The 16,050-nt window shown below is 37.1% G+C and carries 11 protein-coding genes, 3 tRNA genes and 2 pseudogenes; 14 read left to right on the top strand and 2 right to left on the bottom strand.

Translation table 11 applies throughout. The annotated features are described in order from the left end of the window. The 5 genes and pseudogenes from ACFIMX_RS07045 to ACFIMX_RS07065 all read left to right on the top strand — a co-directional run. Positions 1-145 (top strand): annotated as a pseudogene (locus ACFIMX_RS07045) (late control protein); the annotation flags it as partial. 618 nt (positions 146-763) lie between these two features. Continuing rightward, complete coding sequence (gene clpP, locus ACFIMX_RS07050) at positions 764-1,396, top strand: ATP-dependent Clp endopeptidase proteolytic subunit ClpP (RefSeq protein WP_375611281.1); 633 nt, start codon at positions 764-766, stop codon at positions 1,394-1,396. A 183-nt stretch (positions 1,397-1,579) separates the two neighbouring features. Then, entirely contained in the window at positions 1,580-2,854 is a 1,275-nt protein-coding gene (gene clpX, locus ACFIMX_RS07055) for an ATP-dependent Clp protease ATP-binding subunit ClpX (RefSeq protein ID WP_273723371.1), read from the top strand. A 182-nt stretch (positions 2,855-3,036) separates the two neighbouring features. Next, on the top strand, positions 3,037-5,463 hold the full coding sequence (gene lon / locus ACFIMX_RS07060) for an endopeptidase La (protein WP_375639431.1): 2,427 nt from the start codon (positions 3,037-3,039) through the stop codon (positions 5,461-5,463). A gap of 229 nt (positions 5,464-5,692) precedes the next feature. Beyond that, positions 5,693-5,971, top strand: coding sequence for an HU family DNA-binding protein (locus ACFIMX_RS07065; RefSeq protein WP_375617702.1), 279 nt, complete (start codon positions 5,693-5,695; stop codon positions 5,969-5,971). Between the two features lie 1,059 nt (positions 5,972-7,030). Here ACFIMX_RS07065 and trmFO read toward each other — a convergent pair. Continuing rightward, positions 7,031-8,443 (bottom strand): methylenetetrahydrofolate--tRNA-(uracil(54)-C(5))-methyltransferase (FADH(2)-oxidizing) TrmFO, encoded by a 1,413-nt coding sequence (gene trmFO / locus ACFIMX_RS07070; protein ID WP_375617703.1) that lies wholly within the window; start codon positions 8,441-8,443, stop codon positions 7,031-7,033. A gap of 134 nt (positions 8,444-8,577) precedes the next feature. On the opposite strand from trmFO, the gene ACFIMX_RS07075 reads away from it, so the two are divergent. The 6 genes from ACFIMX_RS07075 (at position 8,578) to ACFIMX_RS07100 (ending at position 14,567) form a co-directional block, all read left to right on the top strand. Continuing rightward, positions 8,578-8,660, top strand: a tRNA-Leu gene (locus tag ACFIMX_RS07075). A 145-nt stretch (positions 8,661-8,805) separates the two neighbouring features. Continuing rightward, positions 8,806-10,233, top strand: coding sequence for a trigger factor (tig, locus tag ACFIMX_RS07080; protein ID WP_375617704.1), 1,428 nt, complete (start codon positions 8,806-8,808; stop codon positions 10,231-10,233). Positions 10,234-10,363: 130 nt separating this feature from the next. After that, positions 10,364-11,863: an Asp-tRNA(Asn)/Glu-tRNA(Gln) amidotransferase subunit GatB gene (gatB, locus tag ACFIMX_RS07085; RefSeq protein ID WP_375639433.1), complete on the top strand. Its 1,500-nt coding sequence runs from the start codon at positions 10,364-10,366 to the stop codon at positions 11,861-11,863. Positions 11,864-12,044: 181 nt separating this feature from the next. After that, positions 12,045-12,443, top strand: coding sequence for an NADH:ubiquinone oxidoreductase subunit NDUFA12 (locus tag ACFIMX_RS07090; RefSeq protein WP_375617706.1), 399 nt, complete (start codon positions 12,045-12,047; stop codon positions 12,441-12,443). A gap of 90 nt (positions 12,444-12,533) precedes the next feature. Further along, the gene (locus ACFIMX_RS07095) at positions 12,534-12,959 is read left to right on the top strand and encodes a DUF2155 domain-containing protein (protein ID WP_375639436.1); all 426 of its coding nucleotides are present in this window, start codon (positions 12,534-12,536) and stop codon (positions 12,957-12,959) included. 876 nt (positions 12,960-13,835) lie between these two features. Beyond that, entirely contained in the window at positions 13,836-14,567 is a 732-nt protein-coding gene (locus ACFIMX_RS07100) for a rhomboid family intramembrane serine protease (protein WP_375639434.1), read from the top strand. Here ACFIMX_RS07100 and ACFIMX_RS07105 read toward each other — a convergent pair. Continuing rightward, positions 14,564-15,394 (bottom strand): TrmH family RNA methyltransferase, encoded by an 831-nt coding sequence (locus ACFIMX_RS07105; protein WP_375617708.1) that lies wholly within the window; start codon positions 15,392-15,394, stop codon positions 14,564-14,566. The two genes, ACFIMX_RS07100 and ACFIMX_RS07105, sit on opposite strands and share 4 nt — an antisense overlap. 205 nt (positions 15,395-15,599) lie before the next feature. On the opposite strand from ACFIMX_RS07105, the gene ACFIMX_RS07110 reads away from it, so the two are divergent. The 3 genes and pseudogenes from ACFIMX_RS07110 to ACFIMX_RS07120 all read left to right on the top strand — a co-directional run. Continuing rightward, positions 15,600-15,683: transfer RNA gene (locus ACFIMX_RS07110), tRNA-Tyr, on the top strand. Positions 15,684-15,714: 31 nt separating this feature from the next. Continuing rightward, positions 15,715-15,788, top strand: a tRNA-Gly gene (locus ACFIMX_RS07115). A gap of 182 nt (positions 15,789-15,970) precedes the next feature. Continuing rightward, a pseudogene (locus ACFIMX_RS07120) lies at positions 15,971-16,050 on the top strand (elongation factor Tu); the annotation flags it as partial.

A 16,050-nucleotide genomic window follows, 5' to 3' on the forward strand; every position in this document is an offset into this window, starting at 1 on the left:
TCAAGGGTTTCGTGGGCAAATCAATGGGCCATGGAAAGCTTCCACTGTCACCCACTGCTATGAAAAACAAAGCGGATACACCACAGAAATTACACTTGAAGCACCAAACAAGGGAAAAGAAAGCAGTGAGAAAAATAAACCTTGAAGAGACAGAAAATCAAAGGGTCAACTTGACCCTTTGATCGGTCGTGATGAGGAATAGGGATAACTTGTCCCAATTGCTAAAACGAGAAATAGGATCAAGTTGACCGAATTGCTTAAACGCTTCCCTTTTTAATTAATGTGCTTAGAATACAGAAAAATTATCAGTCAATTTGACTAAAAGAGGTCATTACATCTTATAAATGCTGCTTCTCAAATAATGCGATTCTTAACTAAGGGGTTGATCATCTCAAATTGCGATTTTGAGCAGAAAAGAAAAGAGGCTTTAAACGATCTTTGAAAGGTCTTTGAAGACCCTTTGAGAACCACTTTAAAACTCTTTGAAAAAAAAATAAATTGCTACAAAACCTAGTGGCAAATTATACAAAACCTGCTGGCAAGCTACACTCAGGAAGGAAGTTTTTACCATTGGGCGGTATCTCGCATTCCGGATGTTCATCATTTGTTTAGGTAGAGTTATTATTGCTATTTTAACTATTGAGATTTTAATCTATCTTATACAATCTCTTGATTGTAGCTTGCACAAGAGAGTAATGTTAACATATGGATAAAAACATTGAATGTGTAAAAAGCGGTTGTTATATGAACGGAAAGTAAAAATATGAGTGATCCAATGAAAACAGCATTAAGCCTTGTTCCTATGGTTATTGAACAAACAAATCGTGGTGAACGGGCCTATGATATTTTTTCCCGTCTTTTAAAGGAACGGATTATTTTTATTAATGGACCTGTTGAAGATGGTATGGCAATGCTTGTTTGTGCACAGTTGCTTTTCTTGGAAGCGGAAAATCCTAAAAAAGAAATTAGTCTTTATATTAATTCTCCAGGTGGTGTCGTAACATCTGGTATGGCTATTTATGATACTATGCAGTTTATTCGCCCTCCTGTTTCTACGCTTTGCATGGGGCAAGCGGCATCTATGGGGTCTTTATTGTTAACGGCTGGAGCAAAAGGTCATCGTTTTACATTACCAAACGCACGTATTATGGTGCATCAACCATCTGGTGGTTTTCAAGGTCAAGCTTCAGATATTGAGCGACATGCGCAAGATATTATAAAGATGAAACGGCGTTTAAATGAAATTTATGTTCAACATACGAGTCAAGATTATGAGGTTATAGAGAGAACTCTCGATCGCGATCATTTTATGACAGCAGAAGAAGCCAAAGCGTTTGGCTTAGTTGATGATGTTATACAATACCGTGCAGAAACTGAAAAAGAAGAAAAAGATTAAGAATTTTTATAGAAAAAACAGCTACTTTAAATCAAAGAGTTTTATAAAAAATATAGCAAAATAAGAGAAACACCTAAAAGTATTGAGACATACATGGTTTTCTATATGTCTTTTAGTTTTCATGATGAAAGGCTTCCTTTGAAAAGGCAAAGTGTTCATATATTGTGGTGAAAGGAAAGAAAAATGAGCAAAATTAGCAATAGCGGGAACGAATCAAAAAATACTCTCTATTGCTCGTTCTGCGGCAAGAGTCAGCATGAGGTGCGTAAGCTCATTGCGGGGCCTACTGTATTTATCTGTGATGAATGTGTAGAGCTTTGCATGGATATTATTCGGGAAGAAAATAAGTCTTCTGGGGTTAAGGTGCGTGATGGTGTTCCTACGCCACAGGAAATTATAACAGTTCTTGATGACTATGTTATTGGTCAGCAGCATGCAAAGCGTGTTCTTTCTGTTGCTGTTCATAATCATTATAAACGGTTGGCGCATCAGTCTAAAAGCAATGATATTGAGTTGGCTAAATCAAATATTCTTCTTGTTGGTCCAACGGGTTGTGGTAAAACTTATCTTGCACAAACATTAGCACGTATTATTGATGTGCCTTTTACGATGGCGGATGCGACCACTTTGACTGAAGCGGGTTATGTGGGAGAAGATGTTGAAAATATTATTTTGAAGCTTCTTCAAGCAGCAGATTATAATGTTGAACGTGCGCAGCGTGGTATTGTTTATATTGATGAGGTTGATAAGATTTCTCGTAAAGCAGACAATCCTTCTATTACAAGAGATGTTTCGGGGGAAGGAGTTCAGCAAGCGTTATTAAAAATTATGGAAGGAACGATTGCTTCTGTTCCTCCTCAAGGTGGACGTAAGCATCCGCAACAAGAGTTTCTTCAGGTTGACACCACAAACATCTTATTCATTTGTGGGGGAGCTTTTGCAGGTTTAGAACGGATTATTTCAGGGCGTGGTGAAAAAACTTCTATTGGTTTTTCTGCGACTGTTAAGGCTCCGGATGAGCGTTGTGTCGGTGAAATTTTTCGTGATTTAGAGCCTGAAGATCTTATTAAATTTGGTTTAATACCAGAATTTATTGGGCGCCTTCCTATAGTCGCTACCTTAGAGGATTTAGATGTTAACGCCCTCATGCAAATTTTATCCCAACCTAAAAATGCGTTAGTAAAGCAATATCAGCGTCTTTTTGAAATGGAGAATGTCGAGTTAGCATTTCATGAAGATGCTTTACGTGTTATTGCAAAGAAAGCAATTGAACGTAAAACTGGTGCTCGTGGTTTACGTTCTATTATGGAGAAGATCCTTCTTGAGACGATGTTTGAGCTACCGGCTCTTGAAGGCGTTCAAAAAGTGGTTATTTCGAGTGATGTCGTTGATGGTAAAGCGCGTCCTCTTTATATTTACTCAGAACGTGCAGAAGATAAAGAAAATGTATCAGCATGACATTGTGTGATGCACAATATAAAAGGTGGTAATGAACGGTATTTGATAGGTGTTTCTAATAATATCATTATAATGCTTGATTTATGTATGAGTAATTACCACTTCATGTACAGTGAAGAGCTGAGATTTTCTAAGGTGGGCTAATTGTTGTAGATAGCTCATAGGCTCCAGAAAGGAGAGTTATGCAATATATTGATGAAAAGACAGATGAAGTAAGAGATGGGGTTTATGCTGTTTTACCTCTTCGTGATATTGTTGTCTTCCCCTATATGATTGTTCCACTTTTTGTGGGCCGCGAAAAATCAATTCGTGCTCTTGAAGAAACGATGGCGGTTGATAAGCAAATACTATTGGTGACACAAAAAAATGCTTCTGATGACGATCCAAAATCAGAGGATATTTATCATATTGGTACATTTGCTAATATTCTTCAACTTTTAAAGCTTCCTGATGGTACTGTAAAGGTTTTGGTTGAAGGAACTGCACGTGCAAAAATTAGTCAATTTGCTTTAAGTGAAGGTTATCATCAGGCTTTTGCAACTGTTACAGAAGAACCTAGAGAGAGTGATGTTGAGATTGAAGCTCTTTCAAGGTCAGTGATTGCTTATTTTGAAAACTATGTAAAGCTTAATAAAAAAATCTCTCCTGAAGTTGTGAATGCGATTGGCCAGCTTGATAATCCTTCTAAGCTTGCCGATACGATTGCTTCTCATTTGATGATTAAACTTGCAGAAAAACAGGAAATATTAGAGCTCTTACCTGTGCGGTCCCGTCTTGAACGTGTTTTGTCCTTCATGGAAGGAGAAATTTCTGTTTTGCAGGTTGAAAAACGTATTCGTTCGCATGTTAAACGGCAAATGGAAAAAAACCAACGAGAATATTATCTCAATGAGCAGATGAAGGCTATTCAAAAAGAGTTAGGAGCAGGTGATGATAGCCGAGATGAACTCTCTGAATTAGAAGAACGTATCAAGAATACAAAACTATCCAAGGAAGCACAGGAAAAAGCTGGAGCAGAATTGAGAAAATTACGGAACATGTCTCCTATGTCTGCAGAAGCGACAGTTGTACGTAACTATCTTGATTGGTTATTAGCAATGCCTTGGGGTAAAAAATCTAAGATTAAAAACAATTTAGATTTTGCTGAAAAGGTCATGAATAATGAACATTTTGGTCTTGAAAAAGTTAAGGAGCGAATTATTGAATATTTGGCCGTACAAAGTCGCGCGTCAAAGATAAAAGGTCCCATTATTTGTTTGTTAGGTCCTCCAGGTGTAGGGAAAACATCATTAGCGCGCTCTATTGCAAAGGCAACGGGACGTGAGTATGTTCGTATCTCATTGGGAGGTGTCCGAGATGAAGCAGAAATTCGTGGACATCGCCGAACATATATTGGATCGATGCCTGGAAAAATTATCCAGTCTATGAAAAAAGCAAAAAAATCTAATCCGCTTTTCTTGCTTGATGAAATTGATAAAATGGGCCAAGATTTTCGTGGCGATCCTTCATCCGCTTTATTAGAAGTTCTTGATCCTGAACAAAATGGTACATTCATTGATCACTATTTGGAAGTTGAATATGATCTTTCTGATGTCATGTTTATCACAACTGCCAATACACTTAATATTCCAGGTCCGTTAATGGATCGTATGGAAATTATTCGTATCGCTGGTTATACTGAATGTGAGAAAATGGAAATTGTTAAACAGCATCTTTTACCAAAGGCACTAAAAGATCACTGTTTATCTAAAAAAGAACTCAGTATTTCTGATGGAGCACTAAGGTCAATTATTCAGTTTTATACACGTGAGGCAGGCGTTCGTAACCTTGAACGTGAACTCATGAAAATTTCCCGCAAATCCGTTACAAAAATTCTCAAAACACATCAAAAATCTGTAAAAGTTACAGAAAGTAATATTCATGATTTCTTGGGTGTTAAACGTTATCATTACAATCAGATTGAAGGAGAAAATCAAATTGGTGTTGTAACAGGTCTTGCGTGGACAGAAGTCGGTGGAGAGTTATTGACCATTGAAGGAGTTATGATGCCCGGCAAAGGGAAGATGACTGTAACTGGAAATTTACGTGATATTATGAAAGAGTCCATTTCAGCGGCAGCATCTTATGTACGTTCTCGTGCTGTTGATTTTGGTATTGAACCTCCACTTTTTGAAAAACGCGATATCCATGTTCATGTTCCAGAGGGTGCGACACCAAAAGATGGCCCATCGGCTGGGATTGCAATGGTGACAGCAATTGTTTCGGTCCTTACAGGAGTAGCTGTGCATAAAGATATTGCAATGACTGGTGAAATTACTTTACGTGGACGCGTTTTACCCATTGGTGGATTAAAAGAAAAACTCTTAGCAGCTCTTCGAGGAGGGATAAAAAAAGTACTTATTCCTGAAGAAAATGCAAAAGATTTGGTTGATATTCCTGATGATGTCAAAAATAATATGGAAATTATTCCAGTAAATCATGTGAGTGAAGTTTTGAAACACGCTTTGGTTCGTTTTCCAGACACTATTGAATGGAAAGAACCCTCTACAGGAGCTGTGCCAATCCGGTCAGAGAGCAGTGATAGTGAAGGAATACAGATTGCGCACTGATTCACTTATCTCATTTATAACGGCATTTTTTAGGTGGTAGAAGGTGTTGTTGAGGTTATTATTCTGTTTTTTGTTGGAAAAAGTGAAAAATTCCGTGAATAACTGTGATTATTGCTAAAAAAACAATGTTTTGGATAAAAATAAGACTTCTGTTTGCTGTACTTTTCAATAAACTGACCAATAACATGATTAAGTCATGTTCAGGTAATATAGGGAAAGGAAATATTTTATGAATAAAAGTGAATTCGTTAGCTCCGTTGCTGAAAAGGCAGGTGTTTCGAAAGCGCAAGCTGGTGTTGTTGTTGATGCTTTTATGGCTTCTGTAACAGAAGCTTTGGCTTCAGGGGGAGATGTTCGTCTTCCAGGTTTTGGCACTTTTGAAGTTTCTCATCGTGCTGCAACAAAGGGGCGTAATCCTTCAACTGGTGCTGAAATCGATATTCCAGCACGTTCTGTACCCAAATTTTCTGCAGGAAAAAGCCTTAAAGAAGCAGTTAATAAAAAATAATTTAAGCTACATTAAAAAAACCCGATTTATTTATAAACGGGTTTTTTTAACACATGTGTTATGCTTGTTTTTCACATAAAACTTTGAGATCCTTGCGATGCTTTTTATTTTCATGTATTGCTGGAAATATATTGTTTTTAGTCTTTTCAATAAAATATTGCACTGTATTAATTGAGCGCGGGTATGACTTATAAAATGTAATATTAACTTTTGTTACGCTGAAGTGTTACGGTATTTATTTCAAAACAAGATCCGTAAATAATATGAGGCGGAAAACTCTGTAAAGTCTATAAAAGTTATTATATATCACCATTTACGCTTAATAAAAGCGCATGTTCGTGCCACCGTGCTATCTATTTTTCTCACTTCCTATAATGTTGCGACTAGCCTCAGATATCTGAGACGAGTGCATAAGGGATAGTTTTATTCTTTTACTCTTATACGCCAACCTTTCTTGTGACGCACCAAGAGGATAATTTTATTGATTTATTATAAAATCCTGAAATAAAAGAATCTTATGATATTCAGATTTCGCTTTCAATATTGGGATTTTTCTTGGCATTTGAGAGGGGAGAGATAGCTCCAGCTCTATCCTACAAATATTTTTTCCATATCTTTATTTCACTTGTGATATGCAAGCGCGTATTTTTCCTTCATCATACAGAGTTAAAATAAGAGAACATCACAAATTTTGAGGGAGGAAGTTAAAAACAGAAAAATTACTCTTATAAAATAAGATACATTACGTAATATAAAAACTATTAATAAATATAGTACAGTATTACTTGTGTATTTTCCATTTATTTATTTTTTTGATTATTCATAATATATTTATATGATTATTTTGTTTTAGTCATTAAATCATATTAAATTGTTGATAGCGGTAAAGTTTTTTTATAGCCAAAAGTTATTTTACAGCATCTACATAATTGAATAAATGATGAAACGTAGGGTAGTATTTATTGATTGGGGGAGGCAGTCTTTAAAAGGCTTTAGGGTGATTTTTTCATGAGGGGCATAAAGATCTATTCAGTAGGTGAGAGGCGAATCGTGTGTTTTTTATAAACAGGAGCTCTTTGATTCTTTATTTGCTAACCACTGAGTACAATCATTGAGAGCTCTCGCTGTTATGGCTTGTTTTTTTACTAATTTTTTTTCTTTACTTGGTAAGCGTTTTCCTGAATGTTTAATAGAAGCAATAGGGGGAAAGAGTCCGAAATTGATATTCATTGGCTGAAAAGATTGTGTTTCTGCTTTTTCATCTATGATGTGTCCCCCTGTAATATGATTCAAAAGGGCTCCGAATGCTGTAGTTTGTGGGGGTAGGCAAGGGGAAATATGATGATATTCGGCAGCAGCAAAACGTCCAGCAAGAAGCCCTATTGCCGCTGATTCTACATAACCTTCACATCCGGTAATTTGCCCTGCAAAGCGTAGTTGTTTTTTTTGTTTTAAACGAAGGGTTTGATCAAGAATAATTGGCGAGTTGAGGTAGGTATTGCGGTGAAGACCACCAAGACGCGCAAACTCTGCTTTTTCAAGACCGGGAATCATTCTAAAAATGCGAATTTGTTCACCATATTTTAATTTTGTCTGAAAGCCGACCATATTATAAAGCGTTCCAAGTTTATTATCTTGGCGTAATTGAACGACAGCATAGGGTTTAACTGTAGGGTTATGGGCATTAGTTAAGCCCATAGGTTTCATAGGACCATGTCTTAACGTTTCAAGTCCGCGCTCAGCCATAATTTCAATGGGGAGGCATCCATCAAAATAGGGTGTTTTTTCAAAGTCACGAAACTCTGTTTTTTCAGCATTTTTTAACGCTTCAACGAATGTTTCATATTGTTCTTTGTTGAGGGGACAATTAAGATAATCTTTTCCTGTTCCCTCAGGACCAATTTTATCATAGCGAGACTGATACCAACAAATGTTGATATCAATACTGTCGGTATGGATAATAGGCGCAATTGCATCAAAAAAAGAAAGAGCTTTTATACCGGTTATTGCTTGTAATTTTTGAGCAAGTGCAGGCGATGTAAGGGGGCCTGTTGCAATGACAACATGTTTCCAAGCTTTAGGAATTTCTTGAACTTCTTCACGTCTGATTGTTATAAGAGGGTGATTTTCAAGTGCTGTCGTAACGGTTTTTGAAAATCCATCACGGTCAACAGCAAGAGCACTACCTGCGGGAACTTTGTTGGCATCAGCAGCTTTCATAATTAACGATTTTGCTAATCGCATTTCAGCATGTAAAAGCCCTACGGCATTTGTTAATGAATCATCGCAACGAAACGAATTTGAACAAACCAGTTCTGCCAATTTATCGGTTTTATGGGCATCTGATTTTTTTTCGGGTCGCATTTCATGCAAAACAACAGAAATTCCTGACTGAGCGATTTGCCAGCTTGCTTCACACCCCGCAAGACCGCCACCGATGATATGAATTGGGATATCAAATGTCTTTAACATAATTGACTTTTAGCGTAAGCAGTTATGTATGAAAAGCATAGATTTTGTTTTTTTTAATATATTTGTTTGCTTTTTTTCTGTAATTAATGGTATAGAAACGCCGCTTGTATAAGGTTATTAGCTTGTAAGTTTGAGCGGATGTGGCGAAATTGGTAGACGCACCAGATTTAGGTTCTGGCGGGAGACCGTGGGGGTTCGAGTCCCTCCATCCGCACCAAAGCAATCCCTTAAGTGCTACGGATTTCTACGTGTCTGAAATTCCGCTTCATGGTAAATGTAACACTCGAAGTGTTAGGAAGTGTTAGAATGTAATGATTATTAGAGTGGGTTGATCCCTCTCCTTAGAAAAATGAAGGTGTTTAATGCAGGTTACCGAGACGCTTAATGAAGGACTGAAGCGCGAAATTAAGATCGTGGTTCCAGCGAAAGATTTAGAAGAAAAGTTGAATGAACGATTGGATGATACCAAGGGAAAAATCAAGCTTAATGGTTTTCGTCCCGGTAAAGTGCCTAGTGGGCATTTGCGAAAAATGTATGGTAAATCCTTTATGGCTGAGATTCTCAATGAGATACTCAGTGATGCACCCCGCTCTATTTTAGCAGACCGCAATGAACGTACAGCGATGCAGCCAAAAATAGATATAGATGAAGATGAAAAAATTCTAGATGGCAAGGCTGATTTTACTTTTAGTTTAAAGTATGAAGTTTTACCAAAAATTGACATTAAAGATTTTGAACATATTAAGGTTATCCGTGAAATTGCAACTATTCCTGAACAGGATATTGATGATCAAGTCAATCGCGTCCTTTCTTCTACGCGTAATTATTCTCTAAAAGAGGGGAATTCTGAAGAAGGTGATCGCATTACCATAGATTATCAAGGTAAGCTTGAAGGCATTCCATTTGAAGGTGGGGCAGATAGTGATGCACAACTGATTCTTGGGTCAAAACAATTTATTCCTGGTTTTGAAGAGCAATTGGTTGGTGTGAAAGTTGGGGATGTAAAAACGATTTTTGTTAAATTTCCTGATAATTACAGTGCGGCACATTTGGCGGGACGGGAAGCAGAGTTTGACATTACTGTCAAAGCTGTCTTTAAACCAGATGAATTAAAAATTGATGATGAAGCGGCACAAAAAGTTGGTTTAGAGTCTCTAGATCGCTTACGTGAGGTCGTTCGTGGGCAGATTGAAAGCCAATATGGTTCAGTGACACGTCAAAAAGTTAAGCGTCAAATTCTTGATGCTTTAGATGCTGATTATAATTTTGAGATTCCTGAAGAACTTTTAGAGGTTGAGTTTAACAATATATGGGCTCAGGTTAATGATGATTTGAAAAAGGCTGGGCGCAGTTTTGAAGATGAAGGTATTACAGAAGAAAAGGCACGGGAGGAATATCGTGTCCTTGCGCAGCGTCGTGTTCGTCTTGGTTTGGTGCTTTCTGAAATTGGAATGAAGGTTGGTGTTAAAGTTAGTGAGGATGAGCTAAAAGCAGCCGTTTTTGATCAGGTTCGCCAGTATCCTGGACAAGAGAAAGAGATTATGGATTTTTTCCGTAAGACTCCGGAAGCTGTTGAAAATCTACGTGCTCCGATTTTTGAAGAAAAGGTCATTGATCATTTATTAGCACAGATAAAAGTCACAGATAAAGAAGTGACGGTTGAAGAGTTGATGAAAGAATATGACGAATCAGATGTCCTTGAAGAAAAGCCGGCAAAGAAAAAGTCAGCAGTGAAAGAAACGTCTACAGAGAAAAAAACAGCTAAGAAAAAGGCTCCTAAAAAAGCTTAATGTTTATGCAAACAACACAAGCCCGATAAAATCGGGCTTGTGTTGTAAGATTTATATCCTAGGATTGCACTGAGAGAATGGTTTTAGATAAGCCATGAGTGAATTTTAAAATATTGGTAGTGGATTGGCAATGAGCATCATTGATACGCGTACTCCTGATTCTAAGCGTTTTATTTCTGGAGTTACAGGTGATTGGGAAGTCATCATTGGCATGGAAGTTCATGCGCAAATCATATCAAATTCGAAACTTTTTTCAGGAGCATCAACCAAATTTGGTGCAGAGCCGAACAATCATGTATCACTTATTGATGCAGCCATGCCAGGTATGTTGCCTGTTCTTAATCAAGAATGTGTTCGTCAAGCGGTTCGAACGGGGTTAGGATTAAAGGCGCGTATTAATTTAAAATCTGTTTTTGATCGCAAAAACTATTTTTATCCAGATTTACCGCAGGGGTATCAGATTTCTCAATTTCGCTATCCCATTGTAGGAGAGGGAAAGATTATTATATCTGTTGGTCCAGATTCGAATGGCCAATTTGAGGATATTGAAGTGGGAATTGAGAGGTTGCACCTTGAACAGGATGCTGGAAAATCGATGCACGATCAACATCCAACGATGTCTTTTGTAGATCTTAATCGTTCTGGTGTTGCTCTTATGGAAATTGTTTCTAAGCCTGATATGCGCTCATCAGATGAAGCTAAAGCCTATATGACAAAATTGCGTACGATTGTTCGTTATTTGGGCACTTGCGATGGCAATATGGATGAAGGTTCTATGCGTGCAGATGTCAATGTATCTGTTCGTCGTCCTGGTGAAGGTTTTGGAACGCGCTGTGAAATTAAAAACGTTAATTCTATTCGCTTTATTGGTCAAGCAATTGAATATGAAGCGCGTCGTCAGATTGCAATTTTAGAAGATGGAGGCGTCATAGATCAAGAGACTCGGCTTTTTGATGCCGCTAAAGGTGAAACGCGCTCTATGCGCTCAAAGGAAGAAGCGCATGACTATCGTTATTTTCCTGATCCTGATCTTTTACCATTAGAATTTGATCAAGCATTTGTGGATGCTTTGGCAGCAGACTTACCAGAGTTGCCTGACGCTATAAAAGCACGTTTTGTTAAGGAAATGGGATTGACAGTGTATGATGCTTCCATTCTTGTGACAGAAAAGGCTATTGCTGATTATTTTGAAGAAGTAGCACGTGGGCGTGATGGAAAAATAGTTGCCAATTGGGTGATTAACGACCTTTTAGGGGCTTTAAATAAAGATAATCGTGAGATTGAAGAGTCACCAGTATCGCCAAATCAATTGGGAAGCATTATTGATCTTATAAAAGAAGGAGTTATTTCTGGAAAAATTGCCAAAGATCTTTTTGAGATTATTTGGAATGAGGGGGGAGATGCACGCCAAATTGTAGAAGAACGAAATATGAAGCAGGTAACGGATACAAAGGCTATTGAAAGAGCTGTTGATGAGATCGTTGCCAATAATTCTGATAAAGTTGCGCAAGCAAAGCACAAACCTGCTTTAGCTGGTTGGTTTGTTGGACAGGTAATGAAAGCAACAGGTGGTAAGGCAAATCCCCAAGCTGTTAATGAATTGGTGAAGATGAAACTTGGCATAGATTAAATTTTATGGGGTGGAGAAGAAGCCATACATATGATATCTTCTTGAAATTAAAGGATAGCACGTTAACCTATCAATTGGAATTGTAGTTGAATTTACTAGTAACTTTTTCGATAATTTCAATCGTTAATAATTTTATTCCAACGATTAATTTCATGAACGCACTAAATGAATGGAATAGCAGATGGCTCGTTTTTTAAAGCAAATCTTCACATGGTGGAATGGCAATACCATTGGTACGCGTTTTTTCACATGGCGCAAAGGTAAGCGGATAGGGGAAGATCAATTTGGAAATATATATTATGAAGGAGGACTTCATAAGGATGGTTATCCGCACCGTTGGGTTATCTATAAAGACTATTCTGAGGCCTCTACTATTCCACCAGGTTGGCACGGCTGGATTCATCATCGCTGTGAGTGTCCACCAACACAAGAGGATTATCATCCTTATGAATGGGAAAAGCCTTATGTTGCAAATATGACAGGAACAAGTGAGGGTTATCGACCAAAGGGGGCTATCACCTCCAATGGAGAGTGTTCTTGTGTGCATGAAGATTATGATGCGTGGTCACCTAAAAAATAACATGTTTTAATGTGCGTGTGTATTTTTTGTCTTATTTGACTCTATGTTATGAAAAGAATTATTTTTTAAGGTGCGATTGATTTTGATATGATGAGATTTTTTTTATTTTTAGGGGTGAGGCATTTTATATATATTTTTTTTATGGGAATTTTAGTGTTTTTATCCTTAAATAATGGGGTGCGGGCTGAGCGTATTAGCAATGGAATTGCTGTTTTTGCAGGTCTTGACAAAATCACGGGACGGACCACACGTTTTGAAGTTACTCTTGGTAAAATTTATCAGTACGGCGCATTACAGGTAACACCACGTGCGTGTTATACGAGCTCTAAAGATGAACCCACGCGTACAACTGGTTTTGTTGAAGTCAATGAAGTAACATTAGATAAAAAAATACGGCGTATTTTTACAGGATGGATGTTTGCAGATAGTCCTGGTTTGAACGCTGTTGAGCATCCTATTTATGATGTGTGGTTAAAGGATTGCAAGCAGAATTCTCAAGATCGTTCTCTTCAATAATTAGTGTGTTATCTATTTATAATACATTGATTTATAATGGTCCTTTATCATTTTACAACTTAATAGCAAATTCCTATGATTACCTCATTTAATTTTTTTTATATTGAATAATCCAAATTATTCTCTTGCGTGTTACAAGTGTCGGATGTGTCAATAAGACTGTCTAAAAAAGGAATAAAAAATTCCGTCATGAACTGTTTAAATTCAAAGATGCATCATTAGAATCAACATATTTTTTCAGTGTTTCATAAGAGACAGTTCTTGAATTATATCTGTTAAAGGTTGAAATGAAAGGCTTGTTTATATTTGTTAAAGAGATGAACTGACGCTTTTGCATGTATGAGGGAAACAGATTATCAAGTAAGTAATTCATCATGAAACACCAATTAGTATATCTAGAGAACGCTGTATTGGTGTTTTTTCTCATAGAGATGTCATTTTTCGTTCAAAGCGTAGAAGCAATGCAGGACATATTAATGGAAAAATTGAGATTTAAGATTCTTTAAAGTTTATCAATCCAAGTATAGCTTGGTTAAAAAATGCAATAATCAATATATTTCTAGTAAGAAAATAATGTTTATATATTTTTATTATACACCACCTCATAAGTGAGTTTGTCTATTCGTAAGTTCTTGTATATTGCATGGTAACTTCACATTTAAGTAAGCAGGATACCACTAAGTTTGTAAATCATATTCTTGGTATCCATGCTTTTTAAAATCTTTTGTATAAAATACACGTGTTTTCATGTAGAGCTATTGAAAATTTAAAAAAGGGCTTCGAAGAGGCGTTGAGAAGATTCTGCATCACTGGGAATGGTATATTTATTTTGTATAAAGAATAACCCATTTTCTAAAAAATACGAGATTTTATACAATGAAAGTTTCTAGTCACCAACATAATGATGTTTCCCGATTGCCGAAACAACCTAAAGAACCCTTATTGAATGTTCCATTTATTGTAGTTGTTTTGATAGCATTTTGTTTTTGTCTTTATTGCATTTCTCAGTATTTTTTTTCTCATCAGGTTTATGTTGAAAGCCTTGAGTTTTTTTCATTTATACCAGCATTGTTTAAGAGGGATCCTGTAGCATTTTGTTATACCATGGTGAGTTATTCATTTATGCATAGTAGTTTTAAACATGTTGCTCTTAATATGGTTTGGCTTTTGGTTTTCGGCTCTCCTTTAGCAAGGCATTTTGGTGTTTTACGTTTTTTAATTTTTTGGGTGTTAACGGCAATTATTTCTGTTTTGACTTATTTTACATTTCATCAAGAAAGTACCATATCACTTATTGGGGCGTCAGGTGCCGTATCTGGAATGATGGGGGCTATTGCACGTTACGGTTTTCCTAGTGGTAATCTAGCTGTCAATGTGCAGAACGAAAAACTTTTGGGATCTTTATTATCTGTCAAAAAAGCTTTGTGTTCTAAGGGGGTTCTTGTTTATATGAGTGTATGGCTGACGACTGATTTGATCATAGGTATTTCTTCTATTTTGTTTGAAGAAAATGGCATCTCAATAGCATGGGAAGCTCATATTGGCGGTTTTTTTGCGGGTTTTTTGTTGGTTGGTTTTTTTGATGTTTCACAAAAAATTAAAAACTAGAATCTAAGATATTGATGTGCCACATAAAGAGCTATTGTTGCTGCATTTGAAACATTTAATGATTTAATATTTCCAGGCATGTCAAGGCGTGTTAAAGCGCAAACGGTTTCGCGTGTTTTTTTACGTAAACCTTTACCTTCTGCTCCTAAAACAAGAGCAATTTTATTCCCTGTTAATGCTGTTTCTAGAGGTTGGTCACCTTCTGAATCGAGACCAAAGCTTGTAAAACCTGTTTGATGAAGTTCTTGAAGAGCTTCAGCAAGGTTTCGTACGGTAATATAATGAATCATTTCCAGAGCTCCAGATGCCGCTTTCGCAAGAACACCGCTTTCGTGGGGAGAGTGACGGCAAGTTGTAATAAGTGCTTTAGCTTTTAATGCAACTGCAGAGCGCATAATAGCACCAACATTATGTGGATCGGTAATTTGATCCATGACAATGACCAGATCAGTATTGGTTAGTTCCGACAGTTTGCATGGTTTGAGGGGGAGAGTTTCCAAAACAATACCTTGATGAACAGCCTCACTTCCAACAAGCGAATCAAGATATTTGGGGGTACATAATGTAACAGAGCAAGGATAATCTGATTCGGATATATTTAATCGTTTTAAGGCATTTTGTGTAACGTAAAGACATTTTAAAATTCTTTTTGGGTTTTCTAAAGCAGCCTGAACAGAATGAATGCCATAAAGATGGATGATCTCTTGCTGTAAAGAAGCAGCTTTCTTATTTGGGTGTGTAAAAGATCGAGAAGGAGAGCCTTTTGTATCGCGATATCGGCGACGCAAACGAGCATAATGAGAATTTTGTGATGTTTTTTCTTTCATAGCTTCTTTATAACGTGTTAATAAGAAAAATAGAGAGAAAAAATCTATAATTTAAAATTATGAGCAGGAAATTTGTACAGAATTGTATTTATTCTGTTGACAGATACAATAGTAATCGTCATAACCACTTCGCAATCAGATTGAATTGAATGGGTATTCAAGATGGTTGTCGTGATGTCTCATTGCGCGACTTTATCGGTGTAATGGAGGGGTGCCCGAGTGGTTAAAGGGGGCGGACTGTAAATCCGTTGCGTATGCTACGTTGGTTCGAATCCAACCCCCTCCACCATTCATCGAAGGAGAGTTAGTACGTGGGTCATGCGGGTATAGCTCAATGGTAGAGCAGCAGCCTTCCAAGCTGAATATGCGGGTTCGATTCCCGCTACCCGCTCCAAATGGTTGTTGATGATTGGGCAAATAGGTATGATGGAGGATATTCCATTTATAGATTTGGTGGGGTTTTCCGTCTAAGAGTTGTGGTGATTGGGCTGTTTGCAGTCTGGTCAGACTTAAGTTTTGCAGAACTGTCCCTAGATGCTAATAAAAATTAGGGAATAAAACAAGAGATTAATAGCAATGGCGAAGAGCAAGTTTGAACGAACAAAACCGCATGTTAATATTGGTACGATTGGTCACGTTGATCATGGGAAGACCTC

Source organism: Bartonella sp. AD24XZML (genome assembly GCF_042196485.1).
Lineage (GTDB): Bacteria > Pseudomonadota > Alphaproteobacteria > Rhizobiales > Rhizobiaceae > Bartonella.

What these genes read in the sequence shown, in the direction of transcription:
- clpP (WP_375611281.1), top strand. Translation starts at nt 764, where the DNA reads ATGAGTGATCCAATGAAAACAGCATTAAGCCTTGTTCCTATGGTTATT.
- clpX (WP_273723371.1), top strand. Translation starts at nt 1,580, where the DNA reads ATGAGCAAAATTAGCAATAGCGGGAACGAATCAAAAAATACTCTCTAT.
- lon (WP_375639431.1), top strand. Translation starts at nt 3,037, where the DNA reads ATGCAATATATTGATGAAAAGACAGATGAAGTAAGAGATGGGGTTTAT.
- ACFIMX_RS07065 (WP_375617702.1), top strand. Translation starts at nt 5,693, where the DNA reads ATGAATAAAAGTGAATTCGTTAGCTCCGTTGCTGAAAAGGCAGGTGTT.
- trmFO (WP_375617703.1), bottom strand. Translation starts at nt 8,443, where the DNA reads ATGTTAAAGACATTTGATATCCCAATTCATATCATCGGTGGCGGTCTT.
- tig (WP_375617704.1), top strand. Translation starts at nt 8,806, where the DNA reads ATGCAGGTTACCGAGACGCTTAATGAAGGACTGAAGCGCGAAATTAAG.
- gatB (WP_375639433.1), top strand. Translation starts at nt 10,364, where the DNA reads ATGAGCATCATTGATACGCGTACTCCTGATTCTAAGCGTTTTATTTCT.
- ACFIMX_RS07090 (WP_375617706.1), top strand. Translation starts at nt 12,045, where the DNA reads ATGGCTCGTTTTTTAAAGCAAATCTTCACATGGTGGAATGGCAATACC.
- ACFIMX_RS07095 (WP_375639436.1), top strand. Translation starts at nt 12,534, where the DNA reads ATGAGATTTTTTTTATTTTTAGGGGTGAGGCATTTTATATATATTTTT.
- ACFIMX_RS07100 (WP_375639434.1), top strand. Translation starts at nt 13,836, where the DNA reads ATGAAAGTTTCTAGTCACCAACATAATGATGTTTCCCGATTGCCGAAA.
- ACFIMX_RS07105 (WP_375617708.1), bottom strand. Translation starts at nt 15,394, where the DNA reads ATGAAAGAAAAAACATCACAAAATTCTCATTATGCTCGTTTGCGTCGC.